This is a genomic window from Campylobacter sp. CFSAN093226, assembly GCF_012897595.1.
Classification (GTDB): domain Bacteria; phylum Campylobacterota; class Campylobacteria; order Campylobacterales; family Campylobacteraceae; genus Campylobacter_D; species Campylobacter_D jejuni.
The window spans coordinates 1,623,390-1,642,606 of the sequence record NZ_CP040608.1; the positions used below are offsets into that span (position 1 = coordinate 1,623,390).

General features: G+C 27.6%; 31 protein-coding genes and 1 pseudogene. 26 read left to right on the forward strand and 6 right to left on the reverse strand.

The genetic code is table 11. The features are described from left to right. Nucleotides 1–2: 2 nt before the first annotated feature. The 7 genes from FBF02_RS08335 (at nt 3) to FBF02_RS08365 (ending at nt 3,938) form a co-directional block, all read left to right on the forward strand. Nucleotides 3–638: a DUF4376 domain-containing protein gene (locus FBF02_RS08335; protein ID WP_002789149.1), complete on the forward strand. Its 636-nt coding sequence runs from the start codon at nt 3–5 to the stop codon at nt 636–638. Further along, the gene (locus FBF02_RS08340; RefSeq protein ID WP_002869963.1) at nt 635–1,018 is read left to right on the forward strand and encodes a hypothetical protein; all 384 of its coding nucleotides are present in this window, start codon (nt 635–637) and stop codon (nt 1,016–1,018) included. The genes FBF02_RS08335 and FBF02_RS08340 overlap by 4 nt, the downstream gene beginning before the upstream one ends. Further along, nucleotides 1,011–1,385: a DUF1353 domain-containing protein gene (locus tag FBF02_RS08345; RefSeq protein WP_019108750.1), complete on the forward strand. Its 375-nt coding sequence runs from the start codon at nt 1,011–1,013 to the stop codon at nt 1,383–1,385. The genes FBF02_RS08340 and FBF02_RS08345 overlap by 8 nt, the downstream gene beginning before the upstream one ends. Then, nucleotides 1,382–2,665 (forward strand): hypothetical protein, encoded by a 1,284-nt coding sequence (locus FBF02_RS08350; protein WP_002788854.1) that lies wholly within the window; start codon nt 1,382–1,384, stop codon nt 2,663–2,665. Before FBF02_RS08345 ends, FBF02_RS08350 begins: the two co-directional genes overlap by 4 nt. A 48-nt stretch (nt 2,666–2,713) precedes the next feature. Beyond that, entirely contained in the window at nt 2,714–3,175 is a 462-nt protein-coding gene (locus FBF02_RS08355) for a DUF5675 family protein (protein WP_002870260.1), read from the forward strand. Between the two features lie 228 nt (nt 3,176–3,403). Then, nucleotides 3,404–3,823 carry a hypothetical protein gene (locus FBF02_RS08360; protein ID WP_002870261.1) on the forward strand — a complete coding sequence of 140 codons (420 nt, stop codon included), beginning with the start codon at nt 3,404–3,406 and terminating at the stop codon, nt 3,821–3,823. Next, nucleotides 3,741–3,938, forward strand: a complete 198-nt coding sequence (locus tag FBF02_RS08365) for a hypothetical protein (protein WP_002913413.1) — start codon at nt 3,741–3,743, stop codon at nt 3,936–3,938. Before FBF02_RS08360 ends, FBF02_RS08365 begins: the two co-directional genes overlap by 83 nt. Before the next feature lie 13 nt (nt 3,939–3,951). On the opposite strand, the gene FBF02_RS08370 is transcribed toward FBF02_RS08365, so the two are convergent. The 4 genes from FBF02_RS08370 to FBF02_RS08385 all read right to left on the reverse strand — a co-directional run bounded on the left by FBF02_RS08370 (nt 3,952) and on the right by FBF02_RS08385 (nt 6,459). Continuing rightward, nucleotides 3,952–4,233: a PLDc N-terminal domain-containing protein gene (locus FBF02_RS08370; protein ID WP_002870263.1), complete on the reverse strand. Its 282-nt coding sequence runs from the start codon at nt 4,231–4,233 to the stop codon at nt 3,952–3,954. A gap of 16 nt (nt 4,234–4,249) precedes the next feature. Further along, on the reverse strand, nt 4,250–4,903 hold the full coding sequence (locus tag FBF02_RS08375) for a DNA/RNA non-specific endonuclease (RefSeq protein WP_011049930.1): 654 nt from the start codon (nt 4,901–4,903) through the stop codon (nt 4,250–4,252). A gap of 5 nt (nt 4,904–4,908) precedes the next feature. After that, a complete protein-coding gene (locus tag FBF02_RS08380) occupies nt 4,909–5,571 on the reverse strand; it encodes a S24/S26 family peptidase (protein WP_002870274.1) in 663 nt (220 codons plus the stop codon). 234 nt (nt 5,572–5,805) lie between these two features. Next, the gene (locus tag FBF02_RS08385) at nt 5,806–6,459 is read right to left on the reverse strand and encodes a hypothetical protein (protein WP_002870336.1); all 654 of its coding nucleotides are present in this window, start codon (nt 6,457–6,459) and stop codon (nt 5,806–5,808) included. Nucleotides 6,460–6,663: 204 nt separating this feature from the next. On the opposite strand from FBF02_RS08385, the gene FBF02_RS08390 reads away from it, so the two are divergent. The 17 genes from FBF02_RS08390 (at nt 6,664) to FBF02_RS08470 (ending at nt 14,287) form a co-directional block, all read left to right on the forward strand. After that, nucleotides 6,664–6,867, forward strand: a complete 204-nt coding sequence (locus tag FBF02_RS08390; protein ID WP_002870299.1) for a hypothetical protein — start codon at nt 6,664–6,666, stop codon at nt 6,865–6,867. After that, the gene (locus FBF02_RS08395; RefSeq protein ID WP_002912332.1) at nt 6,864–7,148 is read left to right on the forward strand and encodes a hypothetical protein; all 285 of its coding nucleotides are present in this window, start codon (nt 6,864–6,866) and stop codon (nt 7,146–7,148) included. The genes FBF02_RS08390 and FBF02_RS08395 overlap by 4 nt, the downstream gene beginning before the upstream one ends. Before the next feature lie 430 nt (nt 7,149–7,578). Further along, nucleotides 7,579–8,310, forward strand: a complete 732-nt coding sequence (locus FBF02_RS08400; RefSeq protein ID WP_011049928.1) for a phage regulatory protein/antirepressor Ant — start codon at nt 7,579–7,581, stop codon at nt 8,308–8,310. Nucleotides 8,311–8,362: 52 nt separating this feature from the next. Further along, on the forward strand, nt 8,363–8,650 hold the full coding sequence (locus FBF02_RS08405) for a YopX family protein (RefSeq protein ID WP_002787279.1): 288 nt from the start codon (nt 8,363–8,365) through the stop codon (nt 8,648–8,650). A 56-nt stretch (nt 8,651–8,706) separates the two neighbouring features. Beyond that, nucleotides 8,707–8,970: a hypothetical protein gene (locus tag FBF02_RS08410; protein ID WP_002787281.1), complete on the forward strand. Its 264-nt coding sequence runs from the start codon at nt 8,707–8,709 to the stop codon at nt 8,968–8,970. Beyond that, entirely contained in the window at nt 8,936–9,166 is a 231-nt protein-coding gene (locus tag FBF02_RS08415; protein ID WP_002787283.1) for a hypothetical protein, read from the forward strand. The genes FBF02_RS08410 and FBF02_RS08415 overlap by 35 nt, the downstream gene beginning before the upstream one ends. Before the next feature lie 137 nt (nt 9,167–9,303). After that, the gene (locus FBF02_RS08420) at nt 9,304–10,071 is read left to right on the forward strand and encodes a hypothetical protein (RefSeq protein ID WP_002787287.1); all 768 of its coding nucleotides are present in this window, start codon (nt 9,304–9,306) and stop codon (nt 10,069–10,071) included. Nucleotides 10,072–10,084: 13 nt separating this feature from the next. Further along, nucleotides 10,085–10,321 carry a hypothetical protein gene (locus tag FBF02_RS08425; protein WP_002787289.1) on the forward strand — a complete coding sequence of 79 codons (237 nt, stop codon included), beginning with the start codon at nt 10,085–10,087 and terminating at the stop codon, nt 10,319–10,321. A gap of 387 nt (nt 10,322–10,708) precedes the next feature. Further along, a complete protein-coding gene (locus tag FBF02_RS08430; RefSeq protein ID WP_002787293.1) occupies nt 10,709–11,029 on the forward strand; it encodes a hypothetical protein in 321 nt (106 codons plus the stop codon). A gap of 78 nt (nt 11,030–11,107) precedes the next feature. Beyond that, the gene (locus tag FBF02_RS08435) at nt 11,108–11,422 is read left to right on the forward strand and encodes a hypothetical protein (protein ID WP_002787295.1); all 315 of its coding nucleotides are present in this window, start codon (nt 11,108–11,110) and stop codon (nt 11,420–11,422) included. Beyond that, on the forward strand, nt 11,359–12,120 hold the full coding sequence (locus FBF02_RS08440) for a hypothetical protein (RefSeq protein ID WP_002869676.1): 762 nt from the start codon (nt 11,359–11,361) through the stop codon (nt 12,118–12,120). Before FBF02_RS08435 ends, FBF02_RS08440 begins: the two co-directional genes overlap by 64 nt. 8 nt (nt 12,121–12,128) lie before the next feature. Beyond that, nucleotides 12,129–12,353 (forward strand): hypothetical protein, encoded by a 225-nt coding sequence (locus FBF02_RS08445; RefSeq protein WP_011049924.1) that lies wholly within the window; start codon nt 12,129–12,131, stop codon nt 12,351–12,353. Next, complete coding sequence (locus FBF02_RS08450; RefSeq protein ID WP_002858334.1) at nt 12,354–12,725, forward strand: hypothetical protein; 372 nt, start codon at nt 12,354–12,356, stop codon at nt 12,723–12,725. It begins immediately after the preceding gene. Next, nucleotides 12,709–12,975, forward strand: a complete 267-nt coding sequence (locus FBF02_RS08455; RefSeq protein ID WP_002787304.1) for a hypothetical protein — start codon at nt 12,709–12,711, stop codon at nt 12,973–12,975. Before FBF02_RS08450 ends, FBF02_RS08455 begins: the two co-directional genes overlap by 17 nt. Continuing rightward, a complete protein-coding gene (locus FBF02_RS08460) occupies nt 12,953–13,708 on the forward strand; it encodes a site-specific DNA-methyltransferase (RefSeq protein WP_002787306.1) in 756 nt (251 codons plus the stop codon). Before FBF02_RS08455 ends, FBF02_RS08460 begins: the two co-directional genes overlap by 23 nt. Nucleotides 13,709–13,725: 17 nt before the next feature. Further along, a complete protein-coding gene (locus FBF02_RS08465) occupies nt 13,726–14,079 on the forward strand; it encodes a hypothetical protein (protein ID WP_002787307.1) in 354 nt (117 codons plus the stop codon). A gap of 1 nt (nt 14,080) precedes the next feature. Next, nucleotides 14,081–14,287, forward strand: a complete 207-nt coding sequence (locus tag FBF02_RS08470; protein ID WP_002787309.1) for a helix-turn-helix domain-containing protein — start codon at nt 14,081–14,083, stop codon at nt 14,285–14,287. Here the strand turns inward: FBF02_RS08470 and FBF02_RS08475 are convergent. After that, complete coding sequence (locus tag FBF02_RS08475) at nt 14,284–15,459, reverse strand: site-specific integrase (protein WP_002787311.1); 1,176 nt, start codon at nt 15,457–15,459, stop codon at nt 14,284–14,286. The genes FBF02_RS08470 and FBF02_RS08475 overlap by 4 nt on opposite strands. A 215-nt stretch (nt 15,460–15,674) precedes the next feature. On the opposite strand from FBF02_RS08475, the pseudogene FBF02_RS08480 reads away from it, so the two are divergent. Beyond that, nucleotides 15,675–16,481 (forward strand): annotated as a pseudogene (locus FBF02_RS08480) (autotransporter outer membrane beta-barrel domain-containing protein); the annotation flags it as partial. A gap of 201 nt (nt 16,482–16,682) precedes the next feature. Continuing rightward, nucleotides 16,683–18,437, forward strand: a complete 1,755-nt coding sequence (locus FBF02_RS08485; protein ID WP_002851245.1) for a hypothetical protein — start codon at nt 16,683–16,685, stop codon at nt 18,435–18,437. A 3-nt stretch (nt 18,438–18,440) separates the two neighbouring features. On the opposite strand, the gene FBF02_RS08490 is transcribed toward FBF02_RS08485, so the two are convergent. Continuing rightward, nucleotides 18,441–19,208 carry a hypothetical protein gene (locus FBF02_RS08490; protein WP_002859695.1) on the reverse strand — a complete coding sequence of 256 codons (768 nt, stop codon included), beginning with the start codon at nt 19,206–19,208 and terminating at the stop codon, nt 18,441–18,443. Nucleotides 19,209–19,217: the final 9 nt, after the last annotated feature.

The following is a 19,217-nucleotide window of genomic DNA, read 5'->3' on the forward strand; positions in this document are numbered from 1 at the left end:
ATATGTTTTATGATTTAAAAAATAAAAGTTTAAAATATGATGATATTTTTTTAAAAGATGTAAAAATACAAAACGAAGAAGGTGAAATTGATGCACAAGATACTTATTTTTTAAGTGCTTGCGATGATAAGCTTTTAAAAGAGCTTGGTTTTGCTAAAGTTAAAGAAGAAGAAATTCCAAGTTTTAATGAAAAAATTGAAGAACTTCGCCAAATTCAAACTTATGATGAAGAAAATAATCTTTATATTATTTCTTATGAGATTAAAGAAAAAGCATTAGAAGAGTTAAAAGAATTAAAATTAGAAGAACTAAAAGCTATAAAAGAAGAAAAGCTTTTGTTTATGCCTTTTAAAAATACTATATTTCAAATTGACACGGAAGCAAAAATTAATATTAGCGGAAAAGTTAGCGAGATAATGTTAGCAAATCTCAATAATACTCCTTTGGAAAATATTGCTTGGATTGATAAAGATAATAAAATCATTACATTTAACAAAGAAGAATTTTTAGAATTTGGGGTTGGTATCGCTAAATATACTGAAAGTATTATTTTTAAAAATGATGAACTAAGAAATAAAGTGAAAAATGCCACATCTTTAGAAGAATTAAATTTAATTGCATGGGAGAGTGAAAAATGAGTACTGAAAATATAATAAAAGAAGGTGCTATACTCGGTTCTTTAAGTGGATCTGCATTATTAGGATTGATGGTTTTTGTCTTAGCTGGGATTGCATGGCATTTATATAAAACTTTACATAAAGAAGCTGGGGAAAGAACAAAAGAACTTATAAGTGAAACCAAAAATACTAATGTTCTTATTAGAGAACAAATTGCAGTATCCAGAGCAAGTAGCGATAGTTTGGTTAAATTTATAGAAACACATTGCTCAAAAACCAATGACAAGCTAGAAGCTATAGAAACAGATCTTATGAGAATGGATGAAAGGCTTGTTAAGCTTACTCAAATAAGAAATGATGAATTAAGAAGTATTTTTAAAAAAAAGGAAAACAATGACTAAAACAGAATTAAAAAGGGTTTGTGTAAAGCCATACGATAAGGACAGGTTTGAAGTGATACAAGATTATGAGTTTATTTTACCAAATTACAAAGGCATTGTACCACAAGGTTTTAAAACTGATGGAGCGAGTATCCCACGCCTTTTTTGGTCTTTGTTTCCACCTTTTAAAAGTGAGTATTTTAGTGCTTGTGTAGTGCATGATTTTTTATGTGAAAAAGCAAAATCAAGAAAAGATTACAAACTTGCTGATCTTGTTTTAAAAGAAGCAATGCAAGCTTTAGGAATAAATAAATTTAAGATTTTTGTTTTTTATTGCTCTTGTAATTTATTTCATGAAATCAAATGTTTAATAAAGGGGATAAGATGAGCGTGGATTTAAGAGAAATTGCCATAAAAACAGAAGAAATCAATAAAGATTTTAGTGAAGCTTTAGAAATTTTAAAAGAACTTTTTAAAAATGGAGTAAAACCAAGCGATGAAAGTATTAAAAATGCTATAAATGAAGTTTTAACAAGTTTTAACTTTATAAAACAAAGTGAATTAAAAGAAAAACTAGAAGCCTTGCTAGAAGAGCTTGACATCAATGCAAATATCAATGAAGAGAGTTTAAAAGAAGTTGTATTAAAAGTTGTTTTAGAAAATCAAGAAAGTTTAAAAGGTGATAAAGGAGATCCTTTTACTTATGAAGATTTTACAGAAGAACAGCTTAAAAATTTAAAAGGGCAAGATGGAGCTAAAGGAGCTGATGGTAAAAGTGCTTATGAACTTTGGCTTGAAAATGAAGAAAACACGGGAAAAAGTCAAGATGAATTTTTAGAAAGTTTAAAGGCTCAAACACCAACAAAAGAAGAAATTAAACCTATTATAGAAGAGATGCTCGAAGATATGAAATTAAATTTAGGCATTAATGGAATAAAAGTATCTAATTCTATTCCCACTCCAAAAACAAAAGCTAATGTTAATGATTTAATTATAACTTATAATGAAAATGTAAAACAACTTTGGCTTTGTGTGGCAAGTGATGATAAATACACAAGTTGGATTAATTTGCTTGGAAATGAAAATATTACAGCACAAGAGTTGATTATTATTAGTTTTGATACAAATTTAAATAGTGGTCAATATGGCGGATGTTTAAGTGATTTGCGTTTTGGTTTTGAAAATTCTTTAGCAAGCACTACGCAAATTATAAAAGGACTTAATGAAGGCAGTTTTTTAATCACTAAAGATGGAATGGGTTTAAAATCTAAAAATTATACTGAAGTTAGCGTTCTTTCAAAACCAAGTAAAAATCAAATAGAAGGAAATATCAAAACGAGCGGAATTTATAATGATCCTGCTTGGCATAATATTACCAATGCTTTAAAAAAATATGATGGCAATGCAAATGAATGCTGTCTTTGGGCTTCTAATATAAAAAATAGTGTAAGTATAGAGCTTTTTACAAATGAAATTCCTATGAGTCTTTTTTATAGGCAAGCTGGATATTATGGAAATGTCAATCTTTCAAATATAAAAATGCAAAAAGCCCTTAGAGTTCAAAATGAAATTATAGTCGAGAGAAGCTTTATAGGAATAAAAAAAGAAATTGATAAAACTACCTATGGTGATAATGCTTTTTTATTTGAATTTGAAGAAGAAAAATGAGTTTAAATCTAAAAATAAAATACAAAAAATAAAAAGAAAGGAATTATAATGAAAATAACAATTAATAGAAGATACACAGGAAAAACTTGCGTTATTGGTAAATTTAAGGTTTTAGATGATGATGATAAAATTCTTTTTGAATGTTTTTCTTTGGAAGAAGACAAAGAAGGTTTAGAAAGTGGCAAAGATTTAAGAATACCTGAAGGAAATTATAATTTAAAAAGACATAGTCCTTCACGATTTGAAAATACTTTAAGAAGTATTACAAAAAAAGATGATGATACAATGATAAATGTTTATAATGATGATGTGCCATCAAGTCGTGCAATTTTAATACACTGGGGAAACACTGATAAAGACACACAAGGTTGTATCTTGCTTGGGCTTACCAAGGATAATAATAATGAAAGTGTCGGTCAAAGCAGGCAGGCTTGCAAAGAATTTTACGACTTAATGCATGGTAAAAATCTTGAAGACATTAAATTAGAAATAACAAATGAATTAGCATGAAAGGAGATAAAAGTTTAAGTAGGTTAAAGTTTACACCCCGCTTTTGCGGGGCAAGGCTAATAAGCCTTGACTATAATTACACAAAGTAGTATAATTATAATTATAAACTTCTGGTATGACATTTATATCACCACCTTTCGCGGGTGGAATTTAGCCATAGGGGGTCAGACCTACGGCTAACCCTTAGGGGTATTATATAAAAACCTTACTTAAACTTCTAAAACAAATATGATAAATCTTTTATTTGGAAATGCAAAGCTTTATATAGCCTTAGCTTTAATGGCAATCTTAACAGGGTATTTTTATCTAAGACTTGATAGCACTCAAGCAAAATTAGAAAAAAGTCAAAGTGATTTAGCTTTGGCTTTAAAAATAAATGAAAATAATCAAGAAAAATTAAAAGAATTAAATCAAATTCATAAAACAGAATTAAAGGCTTTAAATGAAGCAAACAATCAAAAAAATCAAGTACAAGAAAGGGTGCAATATGTTAAAGAATACATTTATAAAAGCAATGAAAATAATATTACCAAGCTTTTTAACGATGTCGTTGATAGGTTGTGGGATGCAAACTCAACAAGTAGTAACCAAAATAGAAATTCAAAAAGTAAAAATTCCGCAAGAACTACTAACATTAAGTCCTCTTGAAAAGCCAATAGCAAAAAATGAACTAGATATTTTAAATGCTTATTCTATGCTTTTTTACAAATACAAACAGTGTGAGATACAGATTAGAAAGATTAAGGAGTTAAATGAGGAATGATCCTCATTTACATCTATTCTAGAACTTCTGCTTTGTATTTTTCATACTCGGCTTCACTGATACACCTTTTTTCTTTCAATCCTCTTAAAAATTCTAAATCTCTCATTTTAGATATTTTTTGTTCTCGTCTATAAGGTTTTTTAACCGCTAAATACAAAATACATCCAAAAATGCCAAAGAAAAACCCAACTATACCCCACCATAAGCTGCTCATATTTCTTTGTTTAGCATCATAAGAAAGTTCAAAAGCACATACAACAGCAAAGATAAAATACACAAGTCCTGCAATTTCCATTTTTACTCCTTTTTAATTAAAAATTGTCACATTTTACTTTATATATTCTTAAATTCTCATTTTCTACATCGTGATTAGGCACTTGGTAACATTCTTTAAAATTATCACCTTTTAAAATCTTAGTGTAAGAGCTTGGAATAGCAATATTGTTTTTTATTCTTTGTGGATTATTGTCATAATTAACCAAATTTAAAACTTCTAAACTTCCAAGCTTTAAAGCTACTTGTCTTTCTCTTTTTTCAATTTTATTCCAAACTCTTTGATTGATTTGTGGATTTTGTGGAGTAATGTTGCTCATTAAAAAAGTGCTTCTTTGAGCTTGAGTTGTTTTTCTCATTGAAGCATTAGAAAGAGTGTGTCCCCTGTCGTAACCGCTGTTTTTATAATCACTCCATGTGGTGCGGTATTTTTTAGGAATATTTGTATCATCTTCAAAGCGTGGGCGTTTTTTGATTTGTTCGCCTTTTAAATTATCCGCTTCTAATCTATAAGCTACGGCTTTAGTGCCTTTTAAAGAATAATCATAACAATTAATATAATAAAATTTATCCAAAACTTGTGAGCAGTTTTGTTTAGTAAAATACTTGGCAAAATCTTCGCTTGGTTTGTATTGTGTATAATCAGCAAAAGCTAGAGTGGATAATAAAGATAAGATTATAAGTTTTTTCATTTGTTTCATACCCTTTCAATTTGATTTAAAAATATCTTTGCATTACAAGAGCAAACCACTACACCTATAAATACATAATTTTTTAAAGCACTTTTTTTTATTTTTTTATCTCCAAAATTAAAATTATCACTGCTAATAACTATATCATCATCGAAAGCATTTTTTAAAATACGTTTGCAAAAAAGCTCGTTATCATTATCGCGAAAAATTACTACATCAGCATTTCTTATCTTTTCTAGTGAATTTTTAGTAGTATCTATGATGATAAAAGAGCCATTTTGTATAAAAGGTTCCATGCTTTCACCATAAATTTTAATCATATCATATTGTGTTTTATAAGGCACTCCTAAAACATCAGTTAGAAAAGCTTTATCTATGTTTATAAGCTGAAAATTTTCATTTTCATTTGCATTGCCAAAACCTGCACTTGCACAAATGTCTGGAAAATAACGAATGGTTATAGTATCTTTGTGGTGATGAATAGAGACTGAATTATTAGCCTTTTTTAACTCATAGTATTTTTTCAATGCTTGAGCTGAAAGTTGTTTATTGTTCCGCCAATTATTTGCATTATTTTTTTTATATCCTAATCTCTCTGCTACTTCTTCTAAACTTTTTACATTAAAAAAAGTTTTTAATTCTTCTACTAATTCATAATAATTTTCCATAAATATAACCTTGAAAATATATTGACATATATTTAAAATTAATATATAATTCTATACATAATTAATTTTTAAAAACAAAATAATTATTTAACTAAGCAATAAGTATGCCAAGTTTTAAATTAAAATTGTATTATGTTATTTTAAGGATTTGAAAATGGAGTATTGGCTCATATTTGTATTTTTCTTTTTCGGGTATTATATTTTGTTTGATTAAGGCGTATTACGCCTTAAAAATTATTTTTTTTCTTGCTCGGGTTTATCTCCTCTAGTTTTTGGGATTATGGGTGTAGTAGTTCCAGTTTGTGGAGTTGGTTTTATTACTTTTTCTTTATTGTCCGACATAATTATTTCTCCTTTTACGATTTGTGCACCACTTGTTATTATAGCAAAAAAAGATATACTAGCTCCAATAACAAGAAAAACATAAATTTTACCAATATCTTTACTCATATTATTAATAATTTTGTTATTTTTATCGAAAGCATCTAATATAGAAGATATCATGGCATTAATTCCATTTGTATGTTCTAAATTATCTGAATTTAATTTAGACATCTCACCGTATTGATCTTGTGGAAAAGCTATTGTATTATTTATTTTTAAGGCAAGCAAGGAAAAGAAAGCGCAATATCCTAGAAATATAATTGAAACACTAAAAAGAATAATAGTAAATAGATCTGTATGGGTTGTTTTTATATAGTTATTAAGTATAGTGATGTCACCTGCTATTATAAAAGTGCAAAGCCACATGTATAATTTTATAGTTTGAAATTGTCCAGGGATTATACTTGTCAATTGAATATCTAAATCTTTTCTTTTACTTTCAAGTTGTAGCTTTAAATTCTTTTCATAGTTCTCAAATGAAATATTTTCTTTATTTTCTGACATTTTAATTCCTTGCATAGTATTTTTATAATTATATTAAAAACTTAATATATTTATAATTAATATAAAAATTAAAAATATATATTGACATATATTTAAAATTAATATATAATTCTACACATAATTAATTTTACAAAATAAAATAATTATTTAACCAAAGCATAAAGTATGCCAAGTTTTAACTTATAAAGTTTTTAGGGGTAAAAAATGATAGAAGCAAGATCAATTTTAGATGTTTTAAGTTTTAGAAAAACTGAAGAAAAGGAAGAGCTTAGAAAGTGTTTTAATTTTAGTGATGAGGTTTTTGAAAAAGGACTTAATTTTTTACATACAAATGATGAGATAAGCATAGAAGCTGTGAGTGATGGACTTTTTGAAAAAACGATTATCAGCATAAAGGTTTCAAAATGAAACAAGCGATAAAGCAAAAATTAGGTGTTAGTAGCATAACAGAAGCAGGGTTAAAACTAAATTTAGCTCACAATGTCTTAAATAGTTGGCTTTCAAATAATCTTACAAATGCAAAGGTTGAAATAGCCCTTTTAAAACTGGGTTTAAGAGAGGATGAAAGACTAATAAAACGCATAGAAAAGCTAAAAAGCGAGTATAAAAAGAACGAAATCCGTAAGCAAGCCTATGAAAAATATATGAGAGAAATTAAAGTTTTATTAGAAGAGATAGAGGCGGCTTAAAAGCCTCATTAAGCACATTTATCTAAGCACTTTAAAATCGCATTTTTTAAAGTGATAGCAAAAAGTGTGCTTAAAGGGTTTTTGCAAAAGTTGCGTTAAGTGGATAAACGCCTACAATTGCGAACTTTAAAGGTTTGATATTTTTTAGATTGCTTCACTAGCCTTTTATGGCTAGTGTGTTCTTATATTCATTGCACTCACAGGCGACGGTGTGGAAAGTGGGCTTTTTTAAAGCTTTGTTAATTTACCAAAATACCAAAAGTCTTTTAGACTTTGAATGCAGGTCCTATGTTTTGGTTAGTGTTTAAATGAGGACTAATGAGAATTCTTTTAAAGTCCTCAAATTTATTTATTTCTTCTTAAATTAAGCCATCTTTTAAGATGGCTCTTAAGTCTTCATTTAAACACTAAAAAATTTTAAGGAGAATAAATGAATTTAGAACTTTTTAAAAAAGATGAAAATAAAGAAATAAGCTTAACTTCTTTGGAAATAGCAGAGCTTACAGGCAAGGAGCATTTTCATGTTATAAGAGATATAGAAACTTACTTAGAAAAAGTGGTTGAAGGGGGTATATCCAAATTTGGAGACACCTACCAAAACACACAAAATAAGCAATCTTACAAGTATTATCGCTTACCAAAAAGAGAAGTATTGATTTTAGTGAGTGGGTATAGCGTAGAACTAAGAGCAAAGATAATCGATAGATTAGAATACTTAGAAAATGAGCTTAAAAAACAAAGTTATAAACCGCTTTCATTAAAAGAAAGTTTGCAAATGCAATTAGAGCTTTTAGAAAAAAATGAAAAACTTCAAGTAGAAAATCAAAGCCTAAAAAACGAAGCCGAACAAAATGCACCTTTAATTCATTTTGCAAATCGCATTCAAAACACAAATGATGCTATTTTGATAAGAGATTACGCAAAAATCTTACACGAAAAAAATAATCTTGAAATTGGCGAGAAAAGACTTTTTAAGATCTTGCGTGAAAAAGGATTTTTAATGAGTGATAATAAACCTTATCAAAAATACATCGAACAAGGACTTTTTAAGGTAAGTGAAACGACTGTTAGCACCATTAATGGCGATAGACTTGTAAGCACGACAAAAATAACAGGTAAAGGGCAAATAGCCATTTTAAAAGCGATTTTGAAAGCAAGTTGATATAGATTTAAGCGAATATGGAGACAATGAAACTTTTAAAGATGAAATTCAAATGCCAAGCGATAGAGTTGAAATAGAACTATTTACAGGATTTTACGATAAAAAAGGAAATAAGATTTATGAAGGAGATATTTTATATTCTTTTGAAGGTTGTTCTGAAGATGAAGCTTTTAAATATAAAGTTGTTTTTAAAGAAGGAGCTTTCTATTTAGTTGAATGTGGTGATGATGGTGAAGAATGGGATGAAGATTTACTAAGTGAATTTTGTTTAGAAGAACTAGAAATTGTGGGCAATATCCACGAAAATGCGGAATTATTAAATGAAAATAAACCATCTTGATTTATTTAGTGGCATAGGTGGTTTTGCTTTTTGAACTAATAAAATAAGGTTTAAATATGGATAAGAATTTAAAAAAAATTACAGAATTAAAAATAAAATGTAAAAATTGCGATACAAAAATCATTACAAAAATAGGTAATGTTATTAAAACTTGTCCGCAATGTGGAATAAAGTTTATAGATGAAAATTTAGGATATAATCTCTTTGAAATTTTAACTGAATTGTTCAAAAGTGTTAGCAAAAATAAAAATGCAGAATTTTATTTTGTTTGTAAAAAGGAATGTGATGGAACAAGAAATCGCCAAGATAAAAAAGTTTAAACTAGAGTGCAAAAATTGTGAAACGCAAATCATTATAGATACTCACAATAGTATTAAAAATTGTCCTGTGTGTGGATTGAAATTTTATGACAATTTAGAAAGTCCTTTTGAAAATTTACACGAACAAATTCTTTTAATCAATAAAAATAAGAATGTAAAAGTTTATTTTGTTTGTGAGGAAAAAGAAAAGAGGTAATATAATGCAAAGCAATAAGACTTTAGGCGAAAAGCTAAAAGATAGCATAGATTTAGCTGATAAAGAAGCTATAAAGCAAAGCGTAGGTTTTGTTTTTTCTTTGGCTAATAAGATTTTTTAATTTAAAAGGAGAATTAATGACAGAAGAGAAAGAAAATATTGTTAATTTTAAAATAAAAATTATCCATGAAGAAAACATAGAACTTGGGATAATGGCTAATTCTTTGTTAAGTTTTCAAAAATTAATGGATAGTTTTATATCAAAAGAGCACGGTATAACACAAAGTAAAATTTTTTTAGAAAAAGTTGAAACTGGTAGTGATATATATTCTTTGGTTTTTGAAATAGCAGGAGAAGTTTTGCCTATTATTGCACCTATTCAAGCATTAAATGAATTTATAGAACTTATCATATCTTTTAAAAATATCAAATCAAAAAGTATAGAAGAAATAGAAGAAAATCCGCATTTTACTAAGTATAATGCCAATAATTTAAAAAATATATTTGCACCCGTTACTATAAATCAAAATACTTTTTTTATCAATCATAAAGGTGAAGAACTTTTGAGAATAAATAGTGATGAAGCTGAGCTTATTTATGAAAATGCTAATTACATTTGCGAAAAAAAGGAAATTGAATATCAAAAGATACATGAAAATGCTTTGATAACGATGTATAAAACTACAAATAAAATAGACAATAAAACAAAACATAAGGCAAAGTGCGATGCTTTAAGTCCTTATGCGGTTGATGTTAGTTTTAGTGATGAGAAAATAGCCGAAGAAGTTTTGAAAAATCCTTATGGATTTAATTTTTTAGTAGATTTAGAGTATTATAAAAACGATAAAAATAAAATCATTTTATATAGAATTTTTAACATAAAAGATAAAATATCTTTAGAATAAAAGAAAGGGAAAAATGACAAGTGAAGAATTAAAACAATTTTGTAAAGAGCAAGGCTTAACTTATAAAGAGTTAGCCGAGTTAATAGGTTTTGGTGAAGGTGCAGTAAAAAATGCCATTTCTACTGAAAAAATAAGTTTTCAAATGGCACACGCTATTAATATGCTTAAAAAAATTTTTGAACTAGAAGCAAAATTAGAAAAAGCAGAAGCTATCAAAAAAGACTTTAAAGCGTGGATTAACGAAAATTAATCCACAAAGTAAATTTAAATTACTTCTTTATCTACAAAAAATAAAAATAAATTATTATAACCTTGACAATTAGTAATTATTATGTTATAATTGTGTTATCAAAAGTAAAGATAAATTACTTTTGAAATAAAAGAAAGGAGTAAAAGATGAACGCTAGTGATGTGCTCGAGTTAATCACTGCTTTAATCTGCTTGATAACAGCCATTATCAACGCAAGAAAGCATTAAGGCAAAGGGCGAAAGCCCTTATCATCTTTTACCTTTTCTATTATATCAAAAAAGGAGTTAAAAATGATTTTAGAAATTATAGTTTTAGTATTAGCGACTTTATTATGTGTTTTATCGGCAAAAGTTTATAGGCTTGAAAAAGAACTTAAGGAGCTTAAAAATGAGTAACAAACCATACCTAGAAAACGAAATAAAAGCTTTAAAATATCAGCTTTTAATCGAAAAACAAAAGCACAAAAAGACTAAAGAAAAGGTTTTTAAGCTTAAAAATATACAAGGGGAAAAATACGAGAAACTAAAAGCAGAATTTGCCAAAAATCAGCTTTTTGTTTTTAGAGATGATGAGCTTTTTCTTTGGGTGGAAAGTTTAATGCGAGAACTTAAAACTAAAATTTTATGCACTAATGATGAGCTAAGTAAAAAAGCTTGTGATATATTAGTATTTAAATTAGAAAAACGAAGAAAAAATTTCAACTATTAAATAAATCACCAGTTTAACAGTGTTTAGGACATTTTAATAAACCCTAAACACTCATTTAATGTCTAAAAAAGGAAAAAAATGAGTTTTAAACCCATACAAAAAGATAATGATGCATTTAAAAAAGCACAAAGAGCAAAGGTAATAGAAAGTTTAGCAATGCGTGGCTATGCACTTGTAAAGATAAGTAGCAATGGCTTTTTAATGAAAAAAGGTTTTGAAAAGGATATTTTATGCAAACAAATCATAGCACAGGATACGACAGCTTCCGTTTCGTTATCAACAAAAAAACCTTTTACAAATACCTTAAAAGATGGGGGCTTTTTGAAAAAATGCGAAGCACAACAAGAAATAAAAGCATTGATGAATTTGCAAAAGACAAATTCAAAGGCATAAAAACCAATGATAAATTTTATCCTTTTAAAATGCGTTATATCAATATAAAACCTAGAAATAAAAGCCTTTCAAATACTATCATTATATTAGATAATTCTAAGGCTTGCTTTGAGCTTTCTAAAAAGAATAAAAAAGCAAAAGATTACTACATAGAGGTGCAATTTAATGGGCTTTATCAGCCTAGTAAACAAATAGAAGCTGAAGTGTGGAAAATTTTAAGCAAAATGATAAAAAGGTTTAAAGCTTATAGTGTGGATATTGCTTGTGATTTTGATGATGATCTAGCAGTATCTAAACCAAGAGAATTTAAACACCAAGAAAGGTTTAGCAAACTTAAAATCTTTGGCGATTTTCATACTTATAAAACAAGTATGTATATCAACAATCCTCAAAGTAAATACTATAAATTAGAACGCATTTTACTTTATGATAAATACGAAAAACAAAAGCACTATCACAAAGAAAACATTAAAAGGGAATTTGTGCGATGGAAAAGATTAGAGCTTACATTGAAGATAAAGGATAAGTTCTTAGATAGAATAGAAAATGATATCAATGATGCATTGGATCTTATGCAAGATTATTTAAGAATGATAGGAATTTGGCATTTTAATATGAGAGTGATACTTGAGCAAACAAAGTATTTAAACAATCCACGTTGGGCTAAGACATTTAAGCCTTACGCTTTGGCAAGTTAGGAGAGAATATGAAAGTAAATTTTATTTTTAAAGGGACAATAAAATGTTCAAAATGCAACTTAGAATTTGTGCCAAATTCTAAATTTTTTAAAGGTCTTGATGAAATTATAGGCGATGTAAAAAGCGTGAGTTTAGATGGCTTTTGCCCTGAATGTGATAATAAATTAAAAGCTACTTTTGAAGTAGAAAAGATCACAAGGGAGCTTAGCAAAACTTATACAATGAGGTGTTAAATGAATATTACAAGAGAATTAGAAGCTTATGATTTAGCAAAACTTGTTTTAAATAATGATCTTAAATACTTTTTTAAAGATGCAAAGATTGTAGGGGAAAATAAAGAAAGAAGACTTTGTTTTTATTTTTCAGATTCTTTTGTTTTAGCTTTATTTGAAAAAGAAAAAGAAAACATTTTACAAAGACTAAGAGAAGAATACAAAAAGAAATTAGAGTTTTACAAACGAATTGATTTGGTGTTTTATTCTATTGCAGCAAAAGGAATAAATGAGCTAAAAGCAAGAAGTAAAGAAGAACAAGAAGTTTTAGAACGCGGACTTTTAAAACTTGAAAATATAATTAAAAGGATAAAAAATGAAAAAAAATACTAATCAGCAATTAGAGCAGTTAAAGGAATTAAATCAAGGTGAGTTAAACCAAGAGATAGAAGTTTTAACCAAAAGAGCTTTAGCAATTCATAGATCTATACAAAGAGTTAAAGATGAAAGAAGCATATTAAATCAGAATATCAAAGACTATCAGAGCGAATTTAATGAAATAATGGAAAAAATAGCCTTTTTAAAAGAGCCTAATTTATTTAATCAAAAAGGAAGTGATGATGTTTCACCCACAGCTTTATAACGACCACTTTCAAAATTTTAAAAGATATAATATACCAAAAGCACAGCTTGTAATAGCTGATATTCCTTATAATTTAGGCAACAATGCTTATGCTTCATCTCCTGAATGGTATATAAATGGGGATAATAAAAATGGAGAAAGCAAAAAAGCAAACAAGGCGTTTTTTGATACAGATAATGATTTTAGAGTTAGCGAATTTATGCACTTTTGCTCAAAAATGCTTATAAAAGAACCTAAAGAATGCGGTAAAAGTCCTTGCATGATTGTTTTTTGCTCTTTTGAACAACAAACAATGTTAATTGAAGTAGCTAAAAAATATGGCTTTAATCATTATATAAATTTGGTTTTTAGAAAACAAAGCTCATCTCAAGTTTTAAAAGCAAATATGAAAATAGTTGGAAATTGTGAATATGCTTTAATCTTATATCGTGAAAAACTTCCAAAATTTAACAATGATGGAAAGATGATTTATAACTGCATGGATTGGCAAAAAGATGAAGGTATTCCTAAAGTACATCCCACACAAAAGCCTGTTAAATTACTAGAAAGATTAATCACTATTTTTACAGATGCAGGTGATGTTGTTATAGATCCATGTGCTGGAAGTGGTAGCACTCTTTTAGCAGCTACAAATTTAAACCGCAAAGCTTATGGCTTTGAGATTAAAAAAGACTTTTTTAAAAGTGCTAATGAAATTATGTTTAAACACATAGAAAGAAGCTTATTTGCTTAAGTTAGAAAGGATAAAAAATGAAAGAATTCAAAGAATACATAAAAGCTAAAATAGCATTAGAAAAAGAGCTAGAAAATACGCAAGAAATGTTAAAGCAAACGATAAAAGAAATGTTGCTTTTAAGAAACGACAATGCTTTTAATCAAAATGCAAACGATGAGATGTTAAAAGCTATTAATAAAAATTGGAAAATAACAGCTTCGCTTGAGAGTTTAAGTGATACATTAGAAATTAAAGTGCTAGAACAAAGCACGAGCTATAATCGCTTTTGTTTTGGTGATGTTTTGATTTTAATCAGCAATTTTTTAAGCTATGAAGAGCAAAAAGCAATTATTGCAAAATTAGGCTTTGATTTAGAGAAAGGAGTATGAAATGGCAAAATTTGGTAAGATAGAAAAATTATTATCAACAAAAGAAGTAGCGGAGTATCTGGGATTTACTCCGCTAAAAATTCGCAAAATGAGAATGCGAGTAAATCAAAATAAATTTAATTTTCCTAAAGGGATTAAAATAGGTTCTACTTTTAAATATGAAAAAGCCGAAATTGATAAATGGTTGCAAACTTGCAAGGTGATTTAAAAATCCCCTGCAAGTTTTTCGATATAATCTCCCCACCACTGCATTAACTTTCTTTTTAATTCTATATTTTCACTACGATTATAAGCTTTTAAAATGGCGTTTTTTTGCTCGTGTGCTAAACACTGCTCGGCTATATCCATACTCACACCATGATCTAATTGATGTTCGTTGGCTAAACTTCTAAACATAGCACGAAAGCCATGTGCACTTTGAATACCTTTATATCCTAGTCGTTTATTGATATTACAGGTGATATTCTCGCTATTACACCCATTTTTTGAACTTCCAGCAAATATATAATCATTGACTTTCATTTTCTTTTGTTCTTTTAAAATTTTAAGCGCTTGAGAATTTAAAGTGATAATATGTTCTTTTCTCATTTTCATTTTTTCAGCTTTAATAGTCCATATAGCATTTTTTAAATCAATTTCATCCCAAGTTGCTTTTATAACATTACCGGGGCGTTGTGCAGTCAAAAGATTAAAAAGCATTAGATTTTTATGTGTTTTTTTAAGATCTGAATTTTTTAAGGCTAATATATATTCTTTAATTTTATCGTTTTCTAGTAGAGTTGGCTGATGAATTACTTTTGAAGCTTTTTTAAAAACTATGGAATTATCAATACTTGTCACAGGGTTATTTTCTACGATTTCAAGTTGCAAAGCATATTTAAAGATTTTGTTAATCCAGCCTTTAGCTTTTATAAGTGTAGGGATTTGATGCTCTATGGTTTTAAGTGTTTCGATGACATGTGAACGCTTGATGCTTTCTATATCTACATCTTTGAAATTCTTAAAAACGCCATTTTTGTATTTTAATCCTCTTTGTATTTCTTTTAGACTTAATCCATCAGCCTTACATTTTTCTAAAACTTCATCATATATATCGCCAAATTTAAGTCTTTTAGCGTTTTTTATGTTTTGTCCTTTTGCTTTTAGCTTAAAAGCATTTAAAGCGATTTCTCTAAGCTCTGCTAAGGAAAGTAACGGATACTCTCCTATTTTTATATAAGTATCATTTGCTTGTCTTATTTTAAATAATTTTTTACCACTAGGATAAATAAAAACATATAAGCCTTTTAAACTCGGATCAGCAAATTTTATAAATTTTTTATCACTTTCGCATTTAATGCTTTTTAAAAAACTATCGGTAAGTTTGTTAATTTTTGCCATTAATTTTTCTCTCTTTTTTAGTGTCTATTTTGGTGTAAAAAGTAGCCCATTTTGTAACCCATTTTTGGAAAAGTGACCCACTTTTTTAAGAACATTATAGCACATTTTGGAATATAAAAGAACGATATAGAACAAGCTTTAAAACATTTTATTATAGGCATTTGATTAATATATTAAAGCAAAATAGGGATTTGATAAAAAAGAGTAATGGTGGATTATTCATCCTTCCTTATACTTCTTCACAGAATGTTGAACTTTCTTTAAATGAAGAAAGTAAAGGACACGCTAAAGGAACCATTATAGGTTATTCTACTTTAAAAGACAGTGGAATATATGGTGTGTATGCAGGTTATGAAGATAGAAAAATGGGTTCAACTTATTTTGATATTAATAATAGAACCTATTATGCAGGTTTAAAATACTTTAATACCTTATTTACTACAGAAAAAGGTCAAGAAGTTTATATCAAAGCTCAAGGTAAAGCTGCTTTGATTAAAAATGATTTAACTAAAAAAATAGGAAATAATGAAGCTAAAGCTGAACCTAATTCTTATGCTTATGGAGTCAATACAGCCTTAGGTATGAATTTTATTTCTAATAAAGATATATTCTCTCCTGAAATAGGTCTTGCTTATGAAGGAGGTTATACTGAAGCTTTTTCTATGAAAGACACCATAGGACAAGCAACAGTTAAAGGTGGAGAAAGAACCTATGCAAACTATTTAAATCTTTTCTCTACTAAAACAAGTCTTACTTGGTTTAGAGATTGGTTGCCTAATTTAAAAACTTCAGTAGAACTTGGAGCTAAGTTTAATATCAATCCTAAAGTAGAAGCTGAGGCTAGATTTGGTAATATAAAAGTAAGTGATGAGTTTGATTTACCAAGAGTACAAAAATTTGTAAGCACTTCTTTTATCGTTCCTGTTAATGAAGCTTTCTATTTTAGTTTAAGCTATAATGGAATGTTTGATAAAGATGGCAATACCCATACAGGATTTGCTCAGTTTAATTATCTTTGGTAATCTTATAAAAGATAATACTTAGTTTAATTAGTTTACTCTCCTACTTGTTAAAAATTTCATCCTGATAATTTTAAAATTATTAGGATGGATGTTTTTATTGTATTTATTTTTGTTTTATTATTTAATTTTATAAAAATATAATTATCTTTTTATGCAACTTATAAGATAATATTGGATTTAATGTAACCATCAAGGAAAAATATGTTTGATAAAATTCATTATTATTATTTTAATGCTAATTATGAAAAATGTTTGAACTTGAGTGAGCAATTTTTAAAAGAAAGTCCAAAATTTGCTTTAGAATTTGCTACGCTTTCTTCTTATAAACTTTCTCTTTTTCAAAAAGCTTTATATTATGCTCAAGAGCTTTTTTCTTTAAATCCTACAAGTTTTAATGGTCTTATGCTTGCTAAAAGCTATATTGAAAATTTAAGACTTGATGAAGCCTTGAATTTATTACAAACACTTTTAACTCGCAAAGATGATTTAGAGGATGAACTTAAGTTAGAATTGGCTTTTATTTATAAACTGAGTAATAAACTAGAAGAATCTGAACAAATTTTCAAAGAATTGCTTTCTAAAGATATGTATAATCTTAATCTATGGAAAAATTATGCAGAAATTTATTTTAAACATGATTTTACTAAGGCATTAAATGCACATGAGCACTTGTGTCATTTTATGCAAGATTTGATTGATAAACTACAAAAAGGAATCATTGCTGAACAAACCAATCTTAATTTAGTCAAACTCGAAGATAGGCTTCATAGTAAAACCAAAGAAAATCTTACCATTTCTAAAATAGAAGATTTTTTAACTCATCAAATTTTACCCCAAAAAGCATACTTGCTTTTTAAGCTTTTTAGAATATCTGATTCTTTAGAACTTTTTCAATCACTACAAGAAGCCAATCAACACCATGCACAGTTTTGGCAAAACTATGCTAAGGTATTAGAATTTAACTCAAACTATCAAGAAGCTTATCATGCTTATAAAAAATGTCTTAGCTTGGATTCTCATGCAACCTATCAATTTGATTTGGCTTATCTTTTGATGCGTATGGGAGTGGATGATAATTTTGAAGAGGGCAAGAAATATTATGAAAGCAGATTATTTTATGCTCATAATGAAACTTTTTCTACTTATCATTATAATGAAAGCCTAAAAGCTTTTAATAAATTTGGCGTTGATGCTTTTAAAAATAAAGAAGTTTTAGTATTTTGCGAGCAAGGCTTTGGCGATACTATAATGTATGCAAGATGCTTAGAAAAACTTTGCAAAATCGCTTCAAAGGTTTTATTTGCTCCTCAAAGTGCCATGTATGAAATGTTTAAAAATCAAATCAAATTTTTAAATCAAAATGATGATATTTTTAAAAATGTAAAGGTTTTAAAAAATCTACCTACAAATTTTGATTATGCTATTCCTATTTGTTCTTTGCCTTTTTTTATTGATATTAAGCTTGATGAGATTTTACGATTAAAAACACCTATATTGCCACAGAAAAAACCGCATAATCAAAGAAAAAAACTTGGTATTTTTTATGCTACTCCTAATGCTGAAAATTCTGATTTATTAAGAAATGTAAAATTTGAATTTTTATTTGATGTATTAAAAGACTTAGATTATGAGATCATTTCTTTTCAAATGCAATTAAAAGAAGAATTGCCTAAGGTAATAGAAGATAGAAGCAAGCTTATAAAAAATTGGAATGATACTCTAAATTATTTATATGATATTGACTGTATGCTTAGTATTGATAGTGCTATAGCGCATTTAAGTTTAGCTATGGATATTCCTACTATAGTTCTTTTACATCCTAGGTTTGATTGGCGTTGGGGAAAATTTGAAAATCCTAAAAGTTATTTTTGGCCAAAAGCAAAATGTTTTATCATAAAAGAACAAGAAGAAACAAAAAGAAATTTGCAAAAACTGATTAAAGATATTTTAAACTAAAGCTTAGTTTAAGAGCTTTAGGTGGAAAATTTGGTTTTTGATAACATCAGCTAGCATTTTTGGCATTTGGTTTATAATATCTTGATAATTTTGCTTTGCATCTTGATTTTTTAATGTCAAATTTAATTTTGCATTTTTTGCTACAAGAATTTTTCCATTGCTTGTAGAAATGATTTTAAAATTAACATTAGCCACACCCTCTTTACTAGTTATGATAAAATAATTTGTAATATTTACATAAAAATCTTGCAAATTTACCACCACAACATAATCTGTAAATTTGGCATACATTTTAGCCTTATCTTTTTCTTGTGTTAAAAAAGGACTTACATTTATAAGTTTTGCATCCTTAGGGCTAAAATATGACAAAGTTTTAGGACTTTGATAAATACCATTTGCAGCAGAATTAACCCAATTAAGCTTTAAACTTTGAATCAAATTTTTAGCAAATAATGTAGAAAATTCCTTATCACTCACCCTAAAACCATCTAAAAAATAACCAAAATTTTTCCTAGAAGTTAATACAATGGCAAAATCAATATCTTTATCTTTGGTGATTTGCGATTTTTTTTCAATCAAGGTAGAACTATCAAACAATGCTTTTTGTTGATTTAGATTTGGATTTGCAACATTTTGATTTAGATCTATTACTTCAAAACTATCTGCGCTTTTTTCAATTTTAATAACTTTTTTCTGAGAAAAATTATTCGCTAAAAGATTAGAACTTAAAACTAAACTTAAAAACAAAATGAAACAATACCTCATCTTCATCCTTATAAA